The organism is Saccharopolyspora phatthalungensis, assembly GCF_014203395.1.
Classification (GTDB): Bacteria; Actinomycetota; Actinomycetes; order Mycobacteriales; family Pseudonocardiaceae; genus Saccharopolyspora; species Saccharopolyspora phatthalungensis.
The window spans coordinates 2,441,759-2,455,466 of the sequence record NZ_JACHIW010000001.1 but is presented as its reverse complement, the minus strand read 5'-3'; the positions used below and the strand labels follow the sequence as shown (position 1 = coordinate 2,455,466).

Genomic DNA, 13,708 nt, shown 5'->3' with positions numbered 1-13,708 from the left:
GTCGCATCGACGCAGGGGTGACAGGACTTGAACCTGCAACCTGCGGTTTTGGAGACCGCTGCTCTGCCAATTGAGCTACACCCCTTTGCGGCCCTGGACCTCGACCGCGTTCGGGACGCCCGCCACCGGCCCCGGAACCGGGGTTCCACGGTGTTCAGGCATCCCAGGTTCGAAAGTGTACGGCACGACGACGACCTTGCTCCAACGGCACCCCCCGTGTCGGCTCATGAACAACTTCGCCGCTGGTGGGCAGCGTGTTGGAGGACAGTCGTGTCTGCCAGGATGCAGGTATGGCCGCACCTCAGACAGACCAACAGACCAAGTCGCGGGTCTCCGCGCGGATCGGCGGGATCAGCGAGTCCGCCACGCTGGCCGTGGACGCCAAGGCGAAGGCCCTCAAGGCGGCCGGCCGACCGGTGATCGGGTTCGGCGCCGGCGAGCCGGACTTCCCGACGCCGCAGGCGATCGTGGACGCCGCCATCGCCGCCTGCTCCGACCCGAAGAACCACCGCTACAGCCCGGCGGCCGGCCTGCCGGAGCTGCGCGAGGCCATCGCCACGAAGACCCGGCGCGATTCCGACTACACCGTGCAGGCCAGTCAGGTGCTGGTGACCAATGGCGGCAAGCAGGCCGTCTACCAGGCGTTTCAGACCCTGATCGACCCGGGCGACGAGGTCCTGCTGCCCGCGCCGTACTGGACCACCTACCCCGAGGCGATCACCCTGCCGGGCGGTGTTCCGGTGGTGGTGTCCGCCGACGAGTCGACCGGTTACCTGGTCTCCGTCGAGCAGTTGGAGGCCGCGCGGACCCCGCGCACCAAGGTGCTGCTGTTCAACTCGCCGTCGAACCCGACCGGCGCCATCTACCCGCCGGAGCAGGTCGAGGCGATCGGCCGCTGGGCCGTGGAGCACGGCATCTGGGTGGTCACCGACGAGATCTACGAGCACCTGGTCTACGGCGACGCCCGGCATGTCTCGATGCCCACCGTGGTGCCCGAGCTCGCCGACACCTGCGTGGTGCTCAACGGGGTCGCCAAGACCTACGCCATGACCGGTTGGCGGGTGGGCTGGATGATCGGCCCGTCGGACGTCATCAAGGCCGCGAGTAACTTGCAGTCGCACCTGTCGTCCAACGTCGCCAACGTCTCGCAGCGGGCCGCACTGGAAGCCGTCAGCGGCTCGCTGGACGCGGTCGCGGAGATGCGCTCGGCGTTCGACCGCCGCCGCCGCAAGATGGTCGAACTGCTCTCGGCGATCCCCGGCGTCAGCTGCCCGGAGCCGCAGGGCGCGTTCTACGCGTACCCGTCGGTGAAGAGCCTGTTGGGCAAGGAGATCCGCGGTCTCCGGCCGCAGACCAGCGTGGAGCTGGCCGCCCTGGTGCTGGAGCAGGCCGAGGTCGCGGTCGTCCCGGGCGAGGCTTTCGGCACGCCTGGCTACTTCCGCCTCTCCTACGCCCTGGGCGACGAGGACCTCGTCACCGGCGTGACTCGAATGGCTGAACTTCTCGCCGAAGCCAAGTAATCGTCCAGCACCTTTTCGAGATCGCGCGCGGGGCGCCCATGCCATTTCGGCCGAGGATGCCCCGCACGCGTTTCGCTATTCGGGGAGGCGGACGATGGCGGTGGCGCCGCCGAGAACGCCCTGGTCCGCGCTGCGCGCCGTGATGTTGACCTTGACGGTCCCGTCGTCGTTCTTCGTCGCGATCTTGCCGGTCACCTCGACCAGCGCGCCGGTGCCGTCATCGGGGACCACCACCGGCCGGGTGAAGCGGACCCCGTAGTGCAAGATCGCGCCCGGGTCGCCGGTCCACCGGCTGATCAGGCGACCGGCAACGGCCATGGTGAGCATGCCGTGCGCGATCACATCGGGCAGGCCGACCTCGGTGGCGAACCGCTCGTTCCAGTGGATCGGGTTGAAGTCGCCGGAGGCCCCCGCGTAGCGGACCAGGTCGGCGCGGGTGAGCGGGACGCTCAGCTCCGGCAGCAGGTCGCCGACGGCGACCTCGGACATCCGCACGCTCATGACGCCTCCTCGTCGGCCGTGCCGCGGGCCACCAGCATCGACTTCGCGGTGCACACCGGCTCGCCCGCGACAGTTACGATTTCCGCCCGCACCGTCAGAAAGTCGTTGCCCGCGCGGGCTTTCACGTCGTCCACGTGCACCACCGTGACGAGCCGGTCACCGGCCCGGATCGGCCGGTGGTGGGTGAACTCCTGCTGCCCGTGCACCACGCGGCCGTAGTCCAGGCCGAGTTGCGGGTCTTCGACGATCACGTCGTGCGCGGCCATCGACAGGATCACCGCGAACGTCGGCGGAGCGATCACGTCCGGGTATCCGGCGGCCTTCGCGGCGTCGGTATCGCGGTACAGCGGGGAGTCGTCCTTGATCGCGGTGGCGAACTCGCGGATTTTCTCCCGGCCCACCTCGTAGGGCTCGGTGGGTGGGTACTCACGTCCGATGAATGACTGGTCAAGCGGCACGCCCGCAGGCTACCGGACGAGGTGAGAAGCCCCTTTCACCAAGTAACCGGTCACCAAGCGACCGGTCATCAAGCAACCGGACTCGATCGCATCGGGCGGGAACAACGAAAAGCCCGCTCCCCGGTTCGGGGGCGGGCTTTCGCGGAAGCTGGGCAGGACCGCTGGGTCAGCGGGTTTCCTTGTGCAGCTTGTGCGTACCGCAGTTCGGGCAGAACTTCTTCATCTCCAAGCGGTCCGGGTCGTTGCGCCGGTTCTTGTTGGTGATGTAGTTGCGGTGCTTGCACTCCTCGCACGCCAGCGTGATCTTGGGTCGGACGTCGGTGGCGGCCACGGAGGTGCCTTTCTCTCTCGGTCTTACTCCGGAACGGTTCGCTGGAGATCCGCGCGAACCCGTGACTGGTAGCGGTGGCCGGACTTGAACCGGCGACACAGCGATTATGAGCCGCTTGCTCTACCGACTGAGCTACACCGCCATGCTGGGACCCTCGATGCGAGCACCTGGCGCCTCAGCCGACGCAGGATATCCCACGCAAAACAGCCACAGCACCCAGTTTACCGAGCACCGCGGCTGCCTTTCGAGCCCCAATACGGAATCGAACCGTAGACCTTCTCCTTACCATGGAGACGCTCTGCCGACTGAGCTATTGGGGCATGCCCTTGCGGAGCGATTAGAACTTTACACACCCCGAACGGCCTCGCGAAACCGGGGGGTCGTTAGTCCGAAAAGCCAGGTCACAAGCCGCTTTTCGACCCGAAATGGCCCGCCGCGCGCACCGCCGCGCCTCAGTGCAGCAGTGTGAGCACCGTCTCGCATCGGGGCCCGCAATCGCGCTTGGTGCGGGCCTGCAGCCACGCCTCGAAGCGTTCCTCGCAAAGCGGCCGCGAGATCAGGTAGCCCTGCGCGACGTCGCAGCTCATCTCCACCAGCTGATCGCGCGCCGCATCGTCCTCCACGCCCTCGGCAACGACAACCAGGTCCAGCGAGTGCCCGAGCTCGACGATCGAGCGGACCACCGCCATGTCGCCGAGATCGGTGCCCATGCCGAGCACGAAGCTCTTGTCGATCTTTACCTCGTCTACCGGCAGCTGCCGCAGGTAGGCCAGCGACGAGTACCCGGTGCCGAAGTCGTCCACCGCGAGCACCACGCCCATCGCGTGCAGTCGGCGCAGCACCGGCAGCGACCGCTCCGGGTCGGCCATCACGCCGGACTCAGTCAGTTCGAAGGTGAGCAGCTCCGGCGGGATGTCGTGGCGCAGCAACGCCTCGCCGACGCGATCCGGGAAGGTCTCGTCGGCCAGGTTACGCACCGACAGGTTCACCGCCACCGACATCCGCAGCCCGCGGTCCATCCACTGCCGAATCTTGACCAGTGCGCATTCCATGACGAACGAGGTGAGCGCGTCGACCAACCCGGTGGCCTCCACCAGCGGCACGAACTCGTCGGGATCCAGCCGCCCGTACTCCGGGTGCGACCAGCGGACCAGCGCTTCGGCGCCCACCACCTGACGGGCGGGCAGCGCGACCTTCGGCTGGTAGTGCACCTCGACCTGGCCGGAGTCCAGCGCCTGCCGGAACTGGGTGACCAGCTGGAATCGGCGCAGGAAGACCTGACCCATCGCGGGGGCGTAGCCGCGCACGCCGTCCTCGCCGTTGCGGGCCGCCCGCACCGCCACGTCGGCGTGCTGCAGCAGGGTGTCGATGTCGGTTTCGCAATCGCCGTCCGCCGGCTCGGACGAGGCATACCCGGCGATGCCGACGGCCTCCACCACGATCCGGTCCAGCGGGTACGGCTTGGCGATCGCCTCGCGCAGGTGCTGAGCGGTCTCGTGCGCCTGGGCTTCGCTGCGATCCAGCAGCAGCACCGCGAAGGAATTCGCTTCCAGCCTGGCCAGCGGCGCCTCGCCGAGTTCCTCCCGCATCCGCTGCCCGGCGGCGACGATCATCCGGTCGCCCCAGGTGTAGCCGAGGGCCTCGCTGACGGTGGTGAGCACGTCGAGGTCGATCCGCAGCACGACGGCGGTGCGCCCGTTGCGCAGTTCCTCGGCCGCCATCTCGCGGAATCCGGTGCGGTTGAGCAGGCCGGTCAGCGGATCGTGGTAGGCGTCGTGACGCAGCCGCGCGAGCAGTCGGCGGTTGTCCATCGCGGTCGCCAGGTGGCTGGCCAGGGTGTGCAGCAGACGCACGTCGGCGCGGCCGAACCCGCGCCACCGGCTGACCCGGTCGTGCACTTCAACGGCACCGAGCAACTGGCTCGCGCCGCGCAGCGGCACGACTAGCGCCTCGTACGCCCCGCGTTGGCGCAGCGCCCGCCGCACGTCCTCGGGCGCTTCAAGCGTTCGGAAGGAGCGCACGTGACTGCCCGGCAGTTGCAACAGCGGGTCATCGCGCAACGCCGAGGGCGCGGCCTGCGTGGCCACATCGGGCAGCGACCCGCCCGCGACCAGCGTGCTGACCTCGCCGCTGGGGTCCAGCCGCAGCCGCAGCACCACCCGGGTCGCGTTGAGCTGTTCGCGGATCCGTTCGGCGACCGGCTCCCACTCGCTGACCGACACCTCCGGCTCGCCGACGACGGACTCGGACGGGCCGTGCGGGGCCGTCTGCCCGGAGCGCGCCACGCTGAGGCTGACGTCGCTGAGCGTCTCCAGGTCGCGCTGCTCGCGCAGCAAGCCGGAGTACGCGCGGTACAGGCCGATCACGGCCACCGCGACCAGCGCCACCAGCAGCCATCCCCACGGGGTGCTGATCGAGACCTCGTAGCCGACCAAGCCGACCGAGGTGTTGAGCAGGCCCACGGCCAACGTGTTCACCGCGAGGCGCATCCCGGCCGACACCCGCATCGCGCCGCCCAGCACGTGCAGCGCGGCGAGCGCGAAAGCGCAGCTGATCAGCGGAGAGGTCAGGGTGCCGACGACCGGGCCGAACCAGGCCGGGGCCACCTCGGCCAACGCCAGGTTCGCCGCATTGGCCACCGCGAACGGCACCGCGATCTCCAGGCACAGCACGCCCGCGTTGTAGACCACGTGGGTGGCCGCGCGGCGCCCGACCTGCGCGCCGAGCCCGGCCAGCAGGTTGGCCGCCAGCACGACCTCGAACGGCACCGTCAGCAGCCCGAGGATCAGCGGGATCTCGGTGAAGGAGATGGTCCAGCCGACCCGCTTGACGTCCACGTCGATGGTCAACTGCTCGGCCAGCAGGAAACCCATGGCCAGCAGCGGTCCGATGAACAGCAGGTCGGGACGGTAGTGGAAGGGCAACATCGCCGAGGTCGCCACGGAGGCGAGGATGCCGACGGCGAGTACCACGAACGAGAAGCCGGTGAACATCCGGCGCCGCACCGGATCTACCTCGGCGCGCACCGGTGGGCGGGCGGGCTCGAGACCGGATTCCGGACCGAGGGAGCGGTGACGCTCGATCATCCACGCTCCTCCCCACCCGGCGACGCGGGCGCGCACACAATTGCCGTCGCCGATCGTGACGCACGAGCGCACGGATGGCCAGAGGTCAACGGCCCCCCGCCGCAGGTACCGCGAAACGAGCATCTTCCTTGCTGCGCATGGTCCGGCTCGACATCTTTGCACAAGACTGCGAGTTGACCTGCAAAGATTTCACAACGGCCGCCGAGCACCGTCCCCGGTCGGGCCCGACCAGGCACGGCATGGCTTCTTGTGATGATCGCCGCAGCAACCGATCGGCCCGAACGCCGTATGCAACCGGCGGGAACGGGCTGTGACTACTCGAGACCGAGCTCATCCAGGAAGTCCCGGATCGCGCGGTCGAGATCGGCCAGTCCCGACTCCTCCACCGGGAGGTGGCCGGTGCCGCCGAGCAACGCGGAGCGGGTAGGCCCGGCGATCCGGTCGAAGAACCGCTTTGACAGCAGCGGCGGGGTCCACCGGTCTTCGTCCGGGTGCGCCAACAATACCGGCGGTCCCGCGTAGTCCTCCGGAGCCGCGGCCGGCGCGGCGGCCAGGCAACTGCGCACGAAGCCGAGCGTCAGCCAGCTGCCGCCGCCGAGGCTGTCGGCCCACACCAGGTTGGCGAACTGGGCGTGGTTGGACACCGCCGCGATGTTGGCCATCCAGTGCACCGGCACCCGCGTCGCCGTCAGGGGTTTCGGGATCAGCGTCAGCAGGCCGCTCCACTGGGCCATTTCCGGGCGGGCCGCCAGCCGCCGCCGGACCTCATCTCGCTGCGGATCGGCCAGGCAGGTGGTGATCACGCCGGCCACCGCGCCGCCGGCCAGCGCGGCGACGTCGTAAGCGAGTCGGCCGCCGGTGCTGATGCCGAGCAGCACGATCGGCCGTTCGTCGCGGGATCGCTCCAGCTCGATCAGGTCCAGCACGCAGGCCAACCAGTCCTGGTAGGCGATCGTGCGCCGACCGGTGTTGGTCAGGCCGAAGCCCGGGAGGTCGGGGGCAAGGAATTCGAGGTCCACCAGCGAGGGCAGCCGCCCGTACGGGCCGAGCATGCGGCCATAGGTGCCGACTCCGTGCAGCGCGATGAGCTTGGTGCGCGCGCTCGGCCGCGCGACGCGATCGACGTGGACCTTCATGCCGCGCCACGACCACCACTGCTCGGCCGGAGCGTTCTCGACGGTGAGCCGGAGCGCACCGGGAAAGAAGTCCTGGTAACGCAGCCAGTAGAGCTGATCGCGGTAGCTGAGACCGACGACGGTGGCGGACCCTGGGGCGGATGGAGCCGAAGGCACACTTCGAACATACGGATCGGACCGGACCATGCGCATCAGCCGACAGCAGGCACGTACCTGGTTCACCGAAGCGCGGGTGGCACGCCTGGCCAGCGTCGATGAGCACGGGCGACCGCATCTGGTGCCGATCGTCTTCGCGGTTCGCGGCGATGTGATCGTCACCGCGGTGGACCACAAGCCGAAGCGAACCCCGAATCTCAAGCGACTGCGCAACATCCGCGCGAACCCGCAGGTGGCGCTGCTCGTCGACCACTACGAGGACGACTGGTCCCGGCTGTGGTGGGCGCGCGCCGACGGCGAGGCCGAACTGGCCGAGTGCGAGTCGCGCCCCGAACTGCTCGCCGCCCTGACGGAGAAGTACTCGCAGTACCGGGAAATTCCGCCGACGGGCACGTTGATCGTGGTCCGGGTTTCGGGGTGGAGCGGTTGGTCCGCCACGCAACGATGACCGCGCGATCGGACCGGGTGCCGAGGGCGCCCCGAATCGCTCACGGTTCCTTCCGCTCCAGGTGCACGACGTCCGAGTCGAGGTCGAGCGGCCCGCCTGCCTCGCGGTCGTCCTCCTTGACGACCTCCACCCAGGCCAGCTGTTCGAGCTGGTGCTTGGCCCCCGCGCTGAACAGGCCCTCGACGCCTAAGGCGGCCGAAGCGGCCCCGCGCTGCTCGGCAGGTCTCGCCTCGGTGGGCGGCTCCGCGGCGCGCTGCTCCTGCCGCCGCTTCGCACGACCTGCTCGATCAATGGCCATGCGTCCAGGCTAGCCCGGCGTTGATGCAGCTGACCGGCGCTGCCGACGATCTGCCGGGCACCCGCCTACCGCGCCGGATGCCCGCCCGGTGGCGGGTCAACTAGGCTGCCTTTCGTGCGCGATCCGTACCTTGTCCTGGTCAGCACGGCGGAACTCGCGGATCTGGCGAGTGCGCTGGAGGTCGTCAACGGCCACGCCGAGCTCAACCACCGCTACCGCAAGCTGATTGCGGAGTCCCGGCAGACCCTGGCGACCGACGAGGTCCGCCTCACCCAGGCCCGCGGCCTCGCGAAGCGGCTGATGGTGCTCGTCAAGGCCGCCGGTCCGACGTTCCGCGAAGAGCTGCCCGAGGCGGTGCGCGCCGAGCTTGAGGCCGGCCTAAGCCAGGCCAACACCCTTGTCTTCCACCCCGAGGAAGACTGAGCGAAGACGGGGCGCAACCCCCTGCGAAACCGGTGGCGATCGGTATGTATTCTTTTAACCGCAAGCCAGTACTGCTGGTGCGCACGCCAGGTTGCCCGAGCGGCCAAAGGGAGCTGACTGTAAATCAGCCGGCATTGCCTTCGGAGGTTCGAATCCTCCACCTGGCACCCAGCGAGAACGGCCCTGTGACCAGTATGAACCGGTCACAGGGCCGTCTTGTTGCTACGCAGGCAGCGCCGGTTGCCCACGGGTGGCTCCGCCCGAGCCACACAATCACTCGGGGACTGGCGAACCTCCGAGCGTGGCTTGCACCTTCGAGAGCGTCGTCGCCGTTCCGCTTTCCAGGCAGCGCTCTCCATGAATGAGCCCCCGGGCCAGGTAGATACCCGGCAGGGGGCTCATTCATGGGTCAGGGGTGCCTCAAGTGTGCGCAAGAGAGCGTGTCTGCTGCATGAGTAGACGTCGACGGTCGCTACGGCCACCGCTGCGGAAGTAGCGCGGGTAACCACGCTTCACCTCGTCCAAGGTCTCGCCAGCCACCAAAACGATCTCCATACGCGGGGCGTGCCCGAAGATCAATTCGGCGTAGCTGCGTTCAGCTTCGTCGTAGGCAGCGGCCGCGCTCTCGGCGTTGTCGAAGGTCGAGTGCCAGGACTTGCTCGCCTGACGGTCGTGGAACAGAAGGAACCAGCACATAGCCGCCTTAGAGCCCTCCATGTCCACCCTCCAGCAGGTCAAACTCAACAAGATCCTGAAGTTCATCCAGCTCAGCGAGCATACTTGATGGGACCTGTTCCCCACAGTCCTGATACCAAAGAACGTCACTGAGTAGCCGGAAGAGCCGCACTACATTGTCCGGGGCATTCTGATGCTTCAGGTCGAATCCGAACTCACTGTCCCAGCTCTCCACGTCTTGCGCCCAATCCTGCTGGCGCTGCGTTCTTAGCTGTATTTCGATCTTGCACCCATCGCGCCGCGCGACTAGATGGACCGCCCGGTAGCCCCCGATCTGTGGGGTACCGGTGTAATCCTTGATGCCCTTTGTCGAATCGATATTGAGGCTAGCTGTACCCAGTAGGCGTTCGCGAATGTTTGTTAGCGTCTCCATGTCTGGCAGCGTTGCGCGACATCCGCCAAGATCCTCCATCTCCGCGAGCCGCGTCTTCAGGCGGGCGAGCTTGGCAACGATACTCGGGGCCGTCTTCAGCCTCTGGTTGACTTTGCCCTTGCCAGCTGGACCAAGTTCCGACGACACCACCCGTTGAAGCGTGATCCGCAACTTCAGCAAAGGTGGCTGGTGCACAGCTCTCCAGAGTTGGAGTAGACCTTTATCGGAGGCGACGGCCTCACTGTCCAACAACTCATAGCTGTCGGCGTCAACCATCTTTCTCAGGCGGTTGCCAACAAGGTTGATCTGAGTCTTGGAAGGCAGGCTGCCTTTAGGCGCTACTTGGGGACCCCGCATCGCGCAAGCATACGGTCACGACGCGACAACAGAAAGTCACCGCCTCCTTGGGCTGACGCGCTTGCATCAGTGGTGCTGTGCATCTGGCCAGCAGCTTGGCCGTAGCCTTCTGGCGGCGCTCTTTCGCGGTGTCGGTGGCCAATCCGTGGTCGAGGCTAGGATACATTTTTGCTGGTCAAGATCGATGTAACGGGGAGCCTTCGGAGGTTCGAATCCTCTACCTGGCACTCGTAGCACCGACCCCGTGACCGACCGGTCACGGGGTCGGTTTTTTGCGCGTCGCCGCGCCCTGCCACGACCGCGGCCACTCGAATGGCGCTGCCCGGTAGCGTGTTCTCGCAGATATGCTGCTTCGGCTCAACGGGAGGTAGACAGGTGGCAAACCCGTCGTTCGACGTGGTGAGCAAGGTGGACCACCAAGAGGTGGACAACGCGCTGAACCAGGCGGCCAAGGAACTCGCCAACCGATTCGACTTCCGGGGCACCGGCTCGAAGATCCAGTGGTCGGGCGAGAACGCCGTGGTGCTGGAGTCGGAGACCGAGGAGCGCTGCAAGGCCGCCATCGACGTCTTCAAGGAGAAGCTGATCAAGCGCGGCATCTCGCTGAAGGCGCTCGACATGGGCGATCCCGCCAGCTCCGGCCAGATTTACAAGGCCACCGGCAAGGTCGTGCAGGGCATCTCGCAGGACGTCGCGAAGAAGATCTCCAAGAAGATCCGCGACGAGGGCCCCAAGGGCGTGCAGGCCCAGATCCAGGGCGAGCAGCTGCGGGTTTCGGGCAAGAAGAAGGACGACCTGCAGGCCGTGATCCAATTGCTGAAGTCCAGCGACTTCGATGTCGCGCTCCAGTTCGAGAATTTCCGGTAATCCACCGCTGGAGGTATCCGGGTGAAGGGGATCGTGCTTGCGGGCGGCAACGGGACGCGGCTGCACCCGTTGACGCAGGCCGTGTCCAAGCAGTTGTTACCGGTGTACGACAAACCGATGATCTACTACCCGCTGTCGGTGCTGATGCTGGCCGGCATCCGGGAGGTGCTGCTCATCTCGACCCCCGCCGACATGCCGCTGTTCCAGCGGCTGCTCGGGGACGGGTCGCGGTTTGGCATCCGGATCCAATACGCCGAACAGGACCAGCCCAACGGACTCGCCGAAGCGTTCGTGATCGGCGCGGACTTCGTCGGCGACGAGTCGGTCGCGCTAGTCCTTGGCGACAACATCTTCTACGGGCAGGGCTTCTCCCGGATCCTCCAGCAGTGCGTCCAGGAACTCGACGGCTGCACGTTGTTCGGCTACCCGGTCCGCGATCCGCAGCGCTACGGCGTCGGTGAGCTGGACGGCGACGGCCGTCTGGTGTCCATCGTGGAGAAACCGGAGCGCCCGCGGTCCAAAATGGCCATCACCGGCCTGTACTTCTACGACAACGAAGTGATCGACATCGCCAAGGGGCTCACGCCTTCGGCTCGCGGCGAACTGGAGATCACCGATGTCAACCTCGCCTACCTGGAGCGCGGCCGGGCGCGGCTGACGCAGCTCGGCCGCGGGTTTGCCTGGCTGGACACCGGCACCCACGACTCGCTCGTCGAGGCGTCGCAGTTCGTGCAGGTACTGGAGCACCGGCAGGGCGTGCGGATCGCGTGTCTGGAGGAAATCGCCCTGCGCATGGGCTACATCTCGGCCGAGGAATGCTTCGAGCTGGGCACCGCGCTGGCGAGGTCGGGCTACGGCGAATACGTGATGGAGGTCGCCCGCCGCTCCGGGGCCCGCAGCGCCTGAGCGCCGAACGGTCCGCCGTCACCAGGCCGGGGGGAGCTGGTAGCCCGCCATGCCCTCCAGCCGGCGAATGCGATCGTCCATCGGCGGGTGGGTGGAGAACAGCCGGGCCAGCCGCTCGCCGGGGCGGAACGGGTTGGCGATCATCAAGTGCGACTGCGACACCAGTTGGGGCTCCGGGGCAAGCGGCGCCTGCTGGGTGCCGCGCTCCAGCTTGCGCAGGGCGGAGGCCAGTGCGAGTGGGTCGCCGGTCAGCTGGGCCCCGGACGCATCGGCCTGGTACTCGCGGGAGCGGCTGACGGCCATCTGCACGACGGCCGCCGCGATCGGGCCGAGCAGCGCCACCAGCAGCATCGCGAACGGGTTGGGCCGGTCATCGTCCTGGCCGCCGAACATGCCGAGGAACAGCCCGAAGTTGGCGAGGAAAGTGACCACGCTGGCCAATGCCCCGGCCACGCTGGAGATCAGGATGTCGCGGTTGTAGACGTGCGAGAGCTCGTGCCCGAGCACGGCGCGCAGCTCGCGCTCGTTAAGCAGTTCGAGGATCCCGGCGGTACAGCACACGGCGGCGTTTCGGGGGTTTCGGCCGGTGGCGAAGGCGTTGGGCGCCCGCGTCGGGCTGATGTAGAGCGCGGGCATCGGCTGCCGCGCCGAGGTCGCCAGCTCGCGCACGATCCGGTACATGGCGGGCTGCTCGGCCTCCGACACCGGGCGGGCGCGCATCGCGCGCAGCGCCAGGTTGGCCGAGTTGAAGTACGCGTAGCCGTTCATCCCCAACGCCACGAAGAGCGCGATGATCAGGCCGGCGCGGCCGAAGATCGACCCGACCAGCAGCACCAGCGCGCTCATACCGCCGAGCAGCAGCGCGGTCTTTAAACCGTTGACGTGACTGTGCACCGTGCCTGCCTCCGCCCAAGGGCTCAACCGGTGCCTATTGGGACATCCGGATCGCCGCTCGTGACACCTTTCCAAATATTTCGAAGGTCACCCAGAAAACGACCCGGCGCGAGTCGTAGTTCCGCTGAGCGGATGTGCTGAAGCCAACGTCCCGAGGTGATCGGTTCGCAACACGCCCCGCTTAGCATGACCGGTCAACTGGCAGGCCACCTTGGCCAAGGGCATCGCCATGGTCGGCCCCACCATCAACATCGAACTCGGTGTGCAGGCGATCCTGGAGCAGTAGTTCGCCGTCGACCGTGGCGAAGGGTGCCGTTGCTGGTCAACGGCGCCCTTCGCGTCCCCGCCCCCTCAGGCGTGGAGTTCGAGCGTGCAGCATTTCGGGCCGCCGCCGGACTTCCGGAGCTCGGAGATGCCCAGCAAAATCGGCTCGTAGCCGCGAGCGGCCAGCTGCGCGGCGAGCCCGGTCGCCTCCGCCGGCAGCACCACGTGCCGACCGTCGGACACCCCGTTCAAGCCGAGGCAGGCCGCGTCGGCCGCGTCGGCGATCACGGCGTCCGGGAACATCCGCTCCAGCACGCGGCGCGAACCGGACGAGAACGCCCCCGGGAAGTAGGCGATCTGCGCCCGCTCGCCGCACTCCAGCACGAACAGCGCGGTGTCCAGGTGGTAGTAGCGCGGGTCGACCAGGCGCAGCGACACCACTGGCACCCCGAGCGCCTCTTGGGCCTCGGCGTGGGCCTCGGGATCGGTGCGGAACCCGCTGCCGGCCAGCAGCACTCGGCCGGTCCAGGCGAAGTCGCCCTCGGCTTCGTTGATCCGGGACGGCATGACCACGTTCCGGTAGCCGCGGGTGATGAACCAGCGGCGGAAGTGCTCGGCCTCGGCGGCACGCTGCGGCGCGCGGAACCGAGCGCCCAGCACCCGTCCGTCGATGACGGTCGCCGAGTTGGCCGCGAACACCATGTCGGGCAGTCCGGGCTGCGGCTCGACGACCTCGACGAGGTGCCCGAGCCGCTCGTAGGTGCGCCTCAGCTCCGCCCACTGGAGCATCGCCAGGTCGACGTCCACCGGCGCGCCGGGGTCCATCCACGGGTTGATCGAGTACTCGACGGTGAAGTACTTGGGCGCGCACATCACGTAGCGCCGCGTGGTGGCGTGGGGCGACGCCAGGGTTGCTACAGCCTGTCCGGCGGTGACCGTCATGAATCGAAATCTA

At 67.7% G+C, this 13,708-nt stretch carries 15 protein-coding genes and 4 tRNA genes; 6 read left to right on the top strand and 13 right to left on the bottom strand.

Translation table 11 applies throughout. The features are described from left to right. Positions 1 to 12 precede the first annotated feature (12 nt). Positions 13 to 85: transfer RNA gene (locus BJ970_RS11105), tRNA-Trp, on the bottom strand. A 205-nt stretch (positions 86 to 290) separates the two neighbouring features. On the opposite strand from BJ970_RS11105, the gene BJ970_RS11100 reads away from it, so the two are divergent. Then, entirely contained in the window at positions 291 to 1,520 is a 1,230-nt protein-coding gene (locus tag BJ970_RS11100; protein ID WP_184726184.1) for a pyridoxal phosphate-dependent aminotransferase, read from the top strand. Positions 1,521 to 1,595: 75 nt separating this feature from the next. Here the strand turns inward: BJ970_RS11100 and BJ970_RS11095 are convergent, their stop codons facing one another. The 7 genes from BJ970_RS11095 to BJ970_RS11065 form a co-directional block, all read right to left on the bottom strand. Continuing rightward, positions 1,596 to 2,021 (bottom strand): MaoC family dehydratase, encoded by a 426-nt coding sequence (locus tag BJ970_RS11095; RefSeq protein WP_184726183.1) that lies wholly within the window; start codon positions 2,019 to 2,021, stop codon positions 1,596 to 1,598. Then, positions 2,018 to 2,479: a MaoC family dehydratase N-terminal domain-containing protein gene (locus BJ970_RS11090; RefSeq protein WP_184726182.1), complete on the bottom strand. Its 462-nt coding sequence runs from the start codon at positions 2,477 to 2,479 to the stop codon at positions 2,018 to 2,020. Before BJ970_RS11090 ends, BJ970_RS11095 begins: the two co-directional genes overlap by 4 nt. Positions 2,480 to 2,645: 166 nt before the next feature. Next, positions 2,646 to 2,810 carry a 50S ribosomal protein L33 gene (gene rpmG, locus BJ970_RS11085; RefSeq protein WP_010315521.1) on the bottom strand — a complete coding sequence of 55 codons (165 nt, stop codon included), beginning with the start codon at positions 2,808 to 2,810 and terminating at the stop codon, positions 2,646 to 2,648. 66 nt (positions 2,811 to 2,876) lie between these two features. Further along, positions 2,877 to 2,952, bottom strand: a tRNA-Met gene (locus tag BJ970_RS11080). Between the two features lie 105 nt (positions 2,953 to 3,057). Next, positions 3,058 to 3,130 (bottom strand) — tRNA-Thr (locus tag BJ970_RS11075). Positions 3,131 to 3,262: 132 nt separating this feature from the next. Further along, positions 3,263 to 5,896: a putative bifunctional diguanylate cyclase/phosphodiesterase gene (locus BJ970_RS11070; RefSeq protein ID WP_184726181.1), complete on the bottom strand. Its 2,634-nt coding sequence runs from the start codon at positions 5,894 to 5,896 to the stop codon at positions 3,263 to 3,265. Positions 5,897 to 6,210: 314 nt separating this feature from the next. Continuing rightward, a complete protein-coding gene (locus BJ970_RS11065; RefSeq protein WP_312864210.1) occupies positions 6,211 to 7,188 on the bottom strand; it encodes an alpha/beta hydrolase in 978 nt (325 codons plus the stop codon). Between the two features lie 28 nt (positions 7,189 to 7,216). Here BJ970_RS11065 and BJ970_RS11060 point away from each other — a divergent pair, with 28 nt between their 5' ends. Beyond that, positions 7,217 to 7,636: a TIGR03668 family PPOX class F420-dependent oxidoreductase gene (locus BJ970_RS11060; protein ID WP_184726179.1), complete on the top strand. Its 420-nt coding sequence runs from the start codon at positions 7,217 to 7,219 to the stop codon at positions 7,634 to 7,636. 40 nt (positions 7,637 to 7,676) lie between these two features. Here the strand turns inward: BJ970_RS11060 and BJ970_RS11055 are convergent, their stop codons facing one another. Continuing rightward, the gene (locus BJ970_RS11055) at positions 7,677 to 7,934 is read right to left on the bottom strand and encodes a hypothetical protein (protein WP_184726178.1); all 258 of its coding nucleotides are present in this window, start codon (positions 7,932 to 7,934) and stop codon (positions 7,677 to 7,679) included. A 114-nt stretch (positions 7,935 to 8,048) separates the two neighbouring features. On the opposite strand from BJ970_RS11055, the gene BJ970_RS11050 reads away from it, so the two are divergent. Both BJ970_RS11050 and BJ970_RS11045 read left to right on the top strand, forming a co-directional pair. Further along, positions 8,049 to 8,357: a hypothetical protein gene (locus tag BJ970_RS11050; RefSeq protein ID WP_184726177.1), complete on the top strand. Its 309-nt coding sequence runs from the start codon at positions 8,049 to 8,051 to the stop codon at positions 8,355 to 8,357. Positions 8,358 to 8,442: 85 nt separating this feature from the next. Continuing rightward, positions 8,443 to 8,524 (top strand) — tRNA-Tyr (locus tag BJ970_RS11045). A gap of 253 nt (positions 8,525 to 8,777) precedes the next feature. On the opposite strand, the gene BJ970_RS11040 is transcribed toward BJ970_RS11045, so the two are convergent. Further along, positions 8,778 to 9,074 (bottom strand): hypothetical protein, encoded by a 297-nt coding sequence (locus tag BJ970_RS11040; protein WP_184726176.1) that lies wholly within the window; start codon positions 9,072 to 9,074, stop codon positions 8,778 to 8,780. After that, the gene (locus tag BJ970_RS11035; protein WP_184726175.1) at positions 9,061 to 9,822 is read right to left on the bottom strand and encodes a RelA/SpoT domain-containing protein; all 762 of its coding nucleotides are present in this window, start codon (positions 9,820 to 9,822) and stop codon (positions 9,061 to 9,063) included. The genes BJ970_RS11040 and BJ970_RS11035 overlap by 14 nt, the downstream gene beginning before the upstream one ends. Before the next feature lie 375 nt (positions 9,823 to 10,197). Here BJ970_RS11035 and BJ970_RS11030 point away from each other — a divergent pair, with 375 nt between their 5' ends. Continuing rightward, positions 10,198 to 10,689 carry a YajQ family cyclic di-GMP-binding protein gene (locus BJ970_RS11030; RefSeq protein ID WP_184726174.1) on the top strand — a complete coding sequence of 164 codons (492 nt, stop codon included), beginning with the start codon at positions 10,198 to 10,200 and terminating at the stop codon, positions 10,687 to 10,689. Between the two features lie 21 nt (positions 10,690 to 10,710). Continuing rightward, the gene (gene rfbA, locus BJ970_RS11025; RefSeq protein WP_184726173.1) at positions 10,711 to 11,595 is read left to right on the top strand and encodes a glucose-1-phosphate thymidylyltransferase RfbA; all 885 of its coding nucleotides are present in this window, start codon (positions 10,711 to 10,713) and stop codon (positions 11,593 to 11,595) included. Positions 11,596 to 11,613: 18 nt separating this feature from the next. Here the strand turns inward: rfbA and htpX are convergent, their stop codons facing one another. Both htpX and ddaH read right to left on the bottom strand, forming a co-directional pair. After that, positions 11,614 to 12,489, bottom strand: a complete 876-nt coding sequence (htpX, locus tag BJ970_RS11020; RefSeq protein WP_184726172.1) for a zinc metalloprotease HtpX — start codon at positions 12,487 to 12,489, stop codon at positions 11,614 to 11,616. Positions 12,490 to 12,840: 351 nt separating this feature from the next. Further along, positions 12,841 to 13,695, bottom strand: coding sequence for a dimethylargininase (gene ddaH / locus BJ970_RS11015; protein WP_184726171.1), 855 nt, complete (start codon positions 13,693 to 13,695; stop codon positions 12,841 to 12,843). Positions 13,696 to 13,708: the final 13 nt, after the last annotated feature.

Bases quoted from the DNA above. Each gene is read 5' to 3' on its own strand.
- BJ970_RS11055 (WP_184726178.1), bottom strand. From the start codon at position 7,934: ATGGCCATTGATCGAGCAGGTCGTGCGAAGCGGCGGCAGGAGCAGCGC.
- BJ970_RS11100 (WP_184726184.1), top strand. From the start codon at position 291: ATGGCCGCACCTCAGACAGACCAACAGACCAAGTCGCGGGTCTCCGCG.
- BJ970_RS11040 (WP_184726176.1), bottom strand. From the start codon at position 9,074: ATGGAGGGCTCTAAGGCGGCTATGTGCTGGTTCCTTCTGTTCCACGAC.
- ddaH (WP_184726171.1), bottom strand. From the start codon at position 13,695: ATGACGGTCACCGCCGGACAGGCTGTAGCAACCCTGGCGTCGCCCCAC.
- BJ970_RS11095 (WP_184726183.1), bottom strand. From the start codon at position 2,021: ATGAGCGTGCGGATGTCCGAGGTCGCCGTCGGCGACCTGCTGCCGGAG.
- BJ970_RS11035 (WP_184726175.1), bottom strand. From the start codon at position 9,822: ATGCGGGGTCCCCAAGTAGCGCCTAAAGGCAGCCTGCCTTCCAAGACT.
- BJ970_RS11070 (WP_184726181.1), bottom strand. From the start codon at position 5,896: ATGATCGAGCGTCACCGCTCCCTCGGTCCGGAATCCGGTCTCGAGCCC.
- BJ970_RS11060 (WP_184726179.1), top strand. From the start codon at position 7,217: ATGCGCATCAGCCGACAGCAGGCACGTACCTGGTTCACCGAAGCGCGG.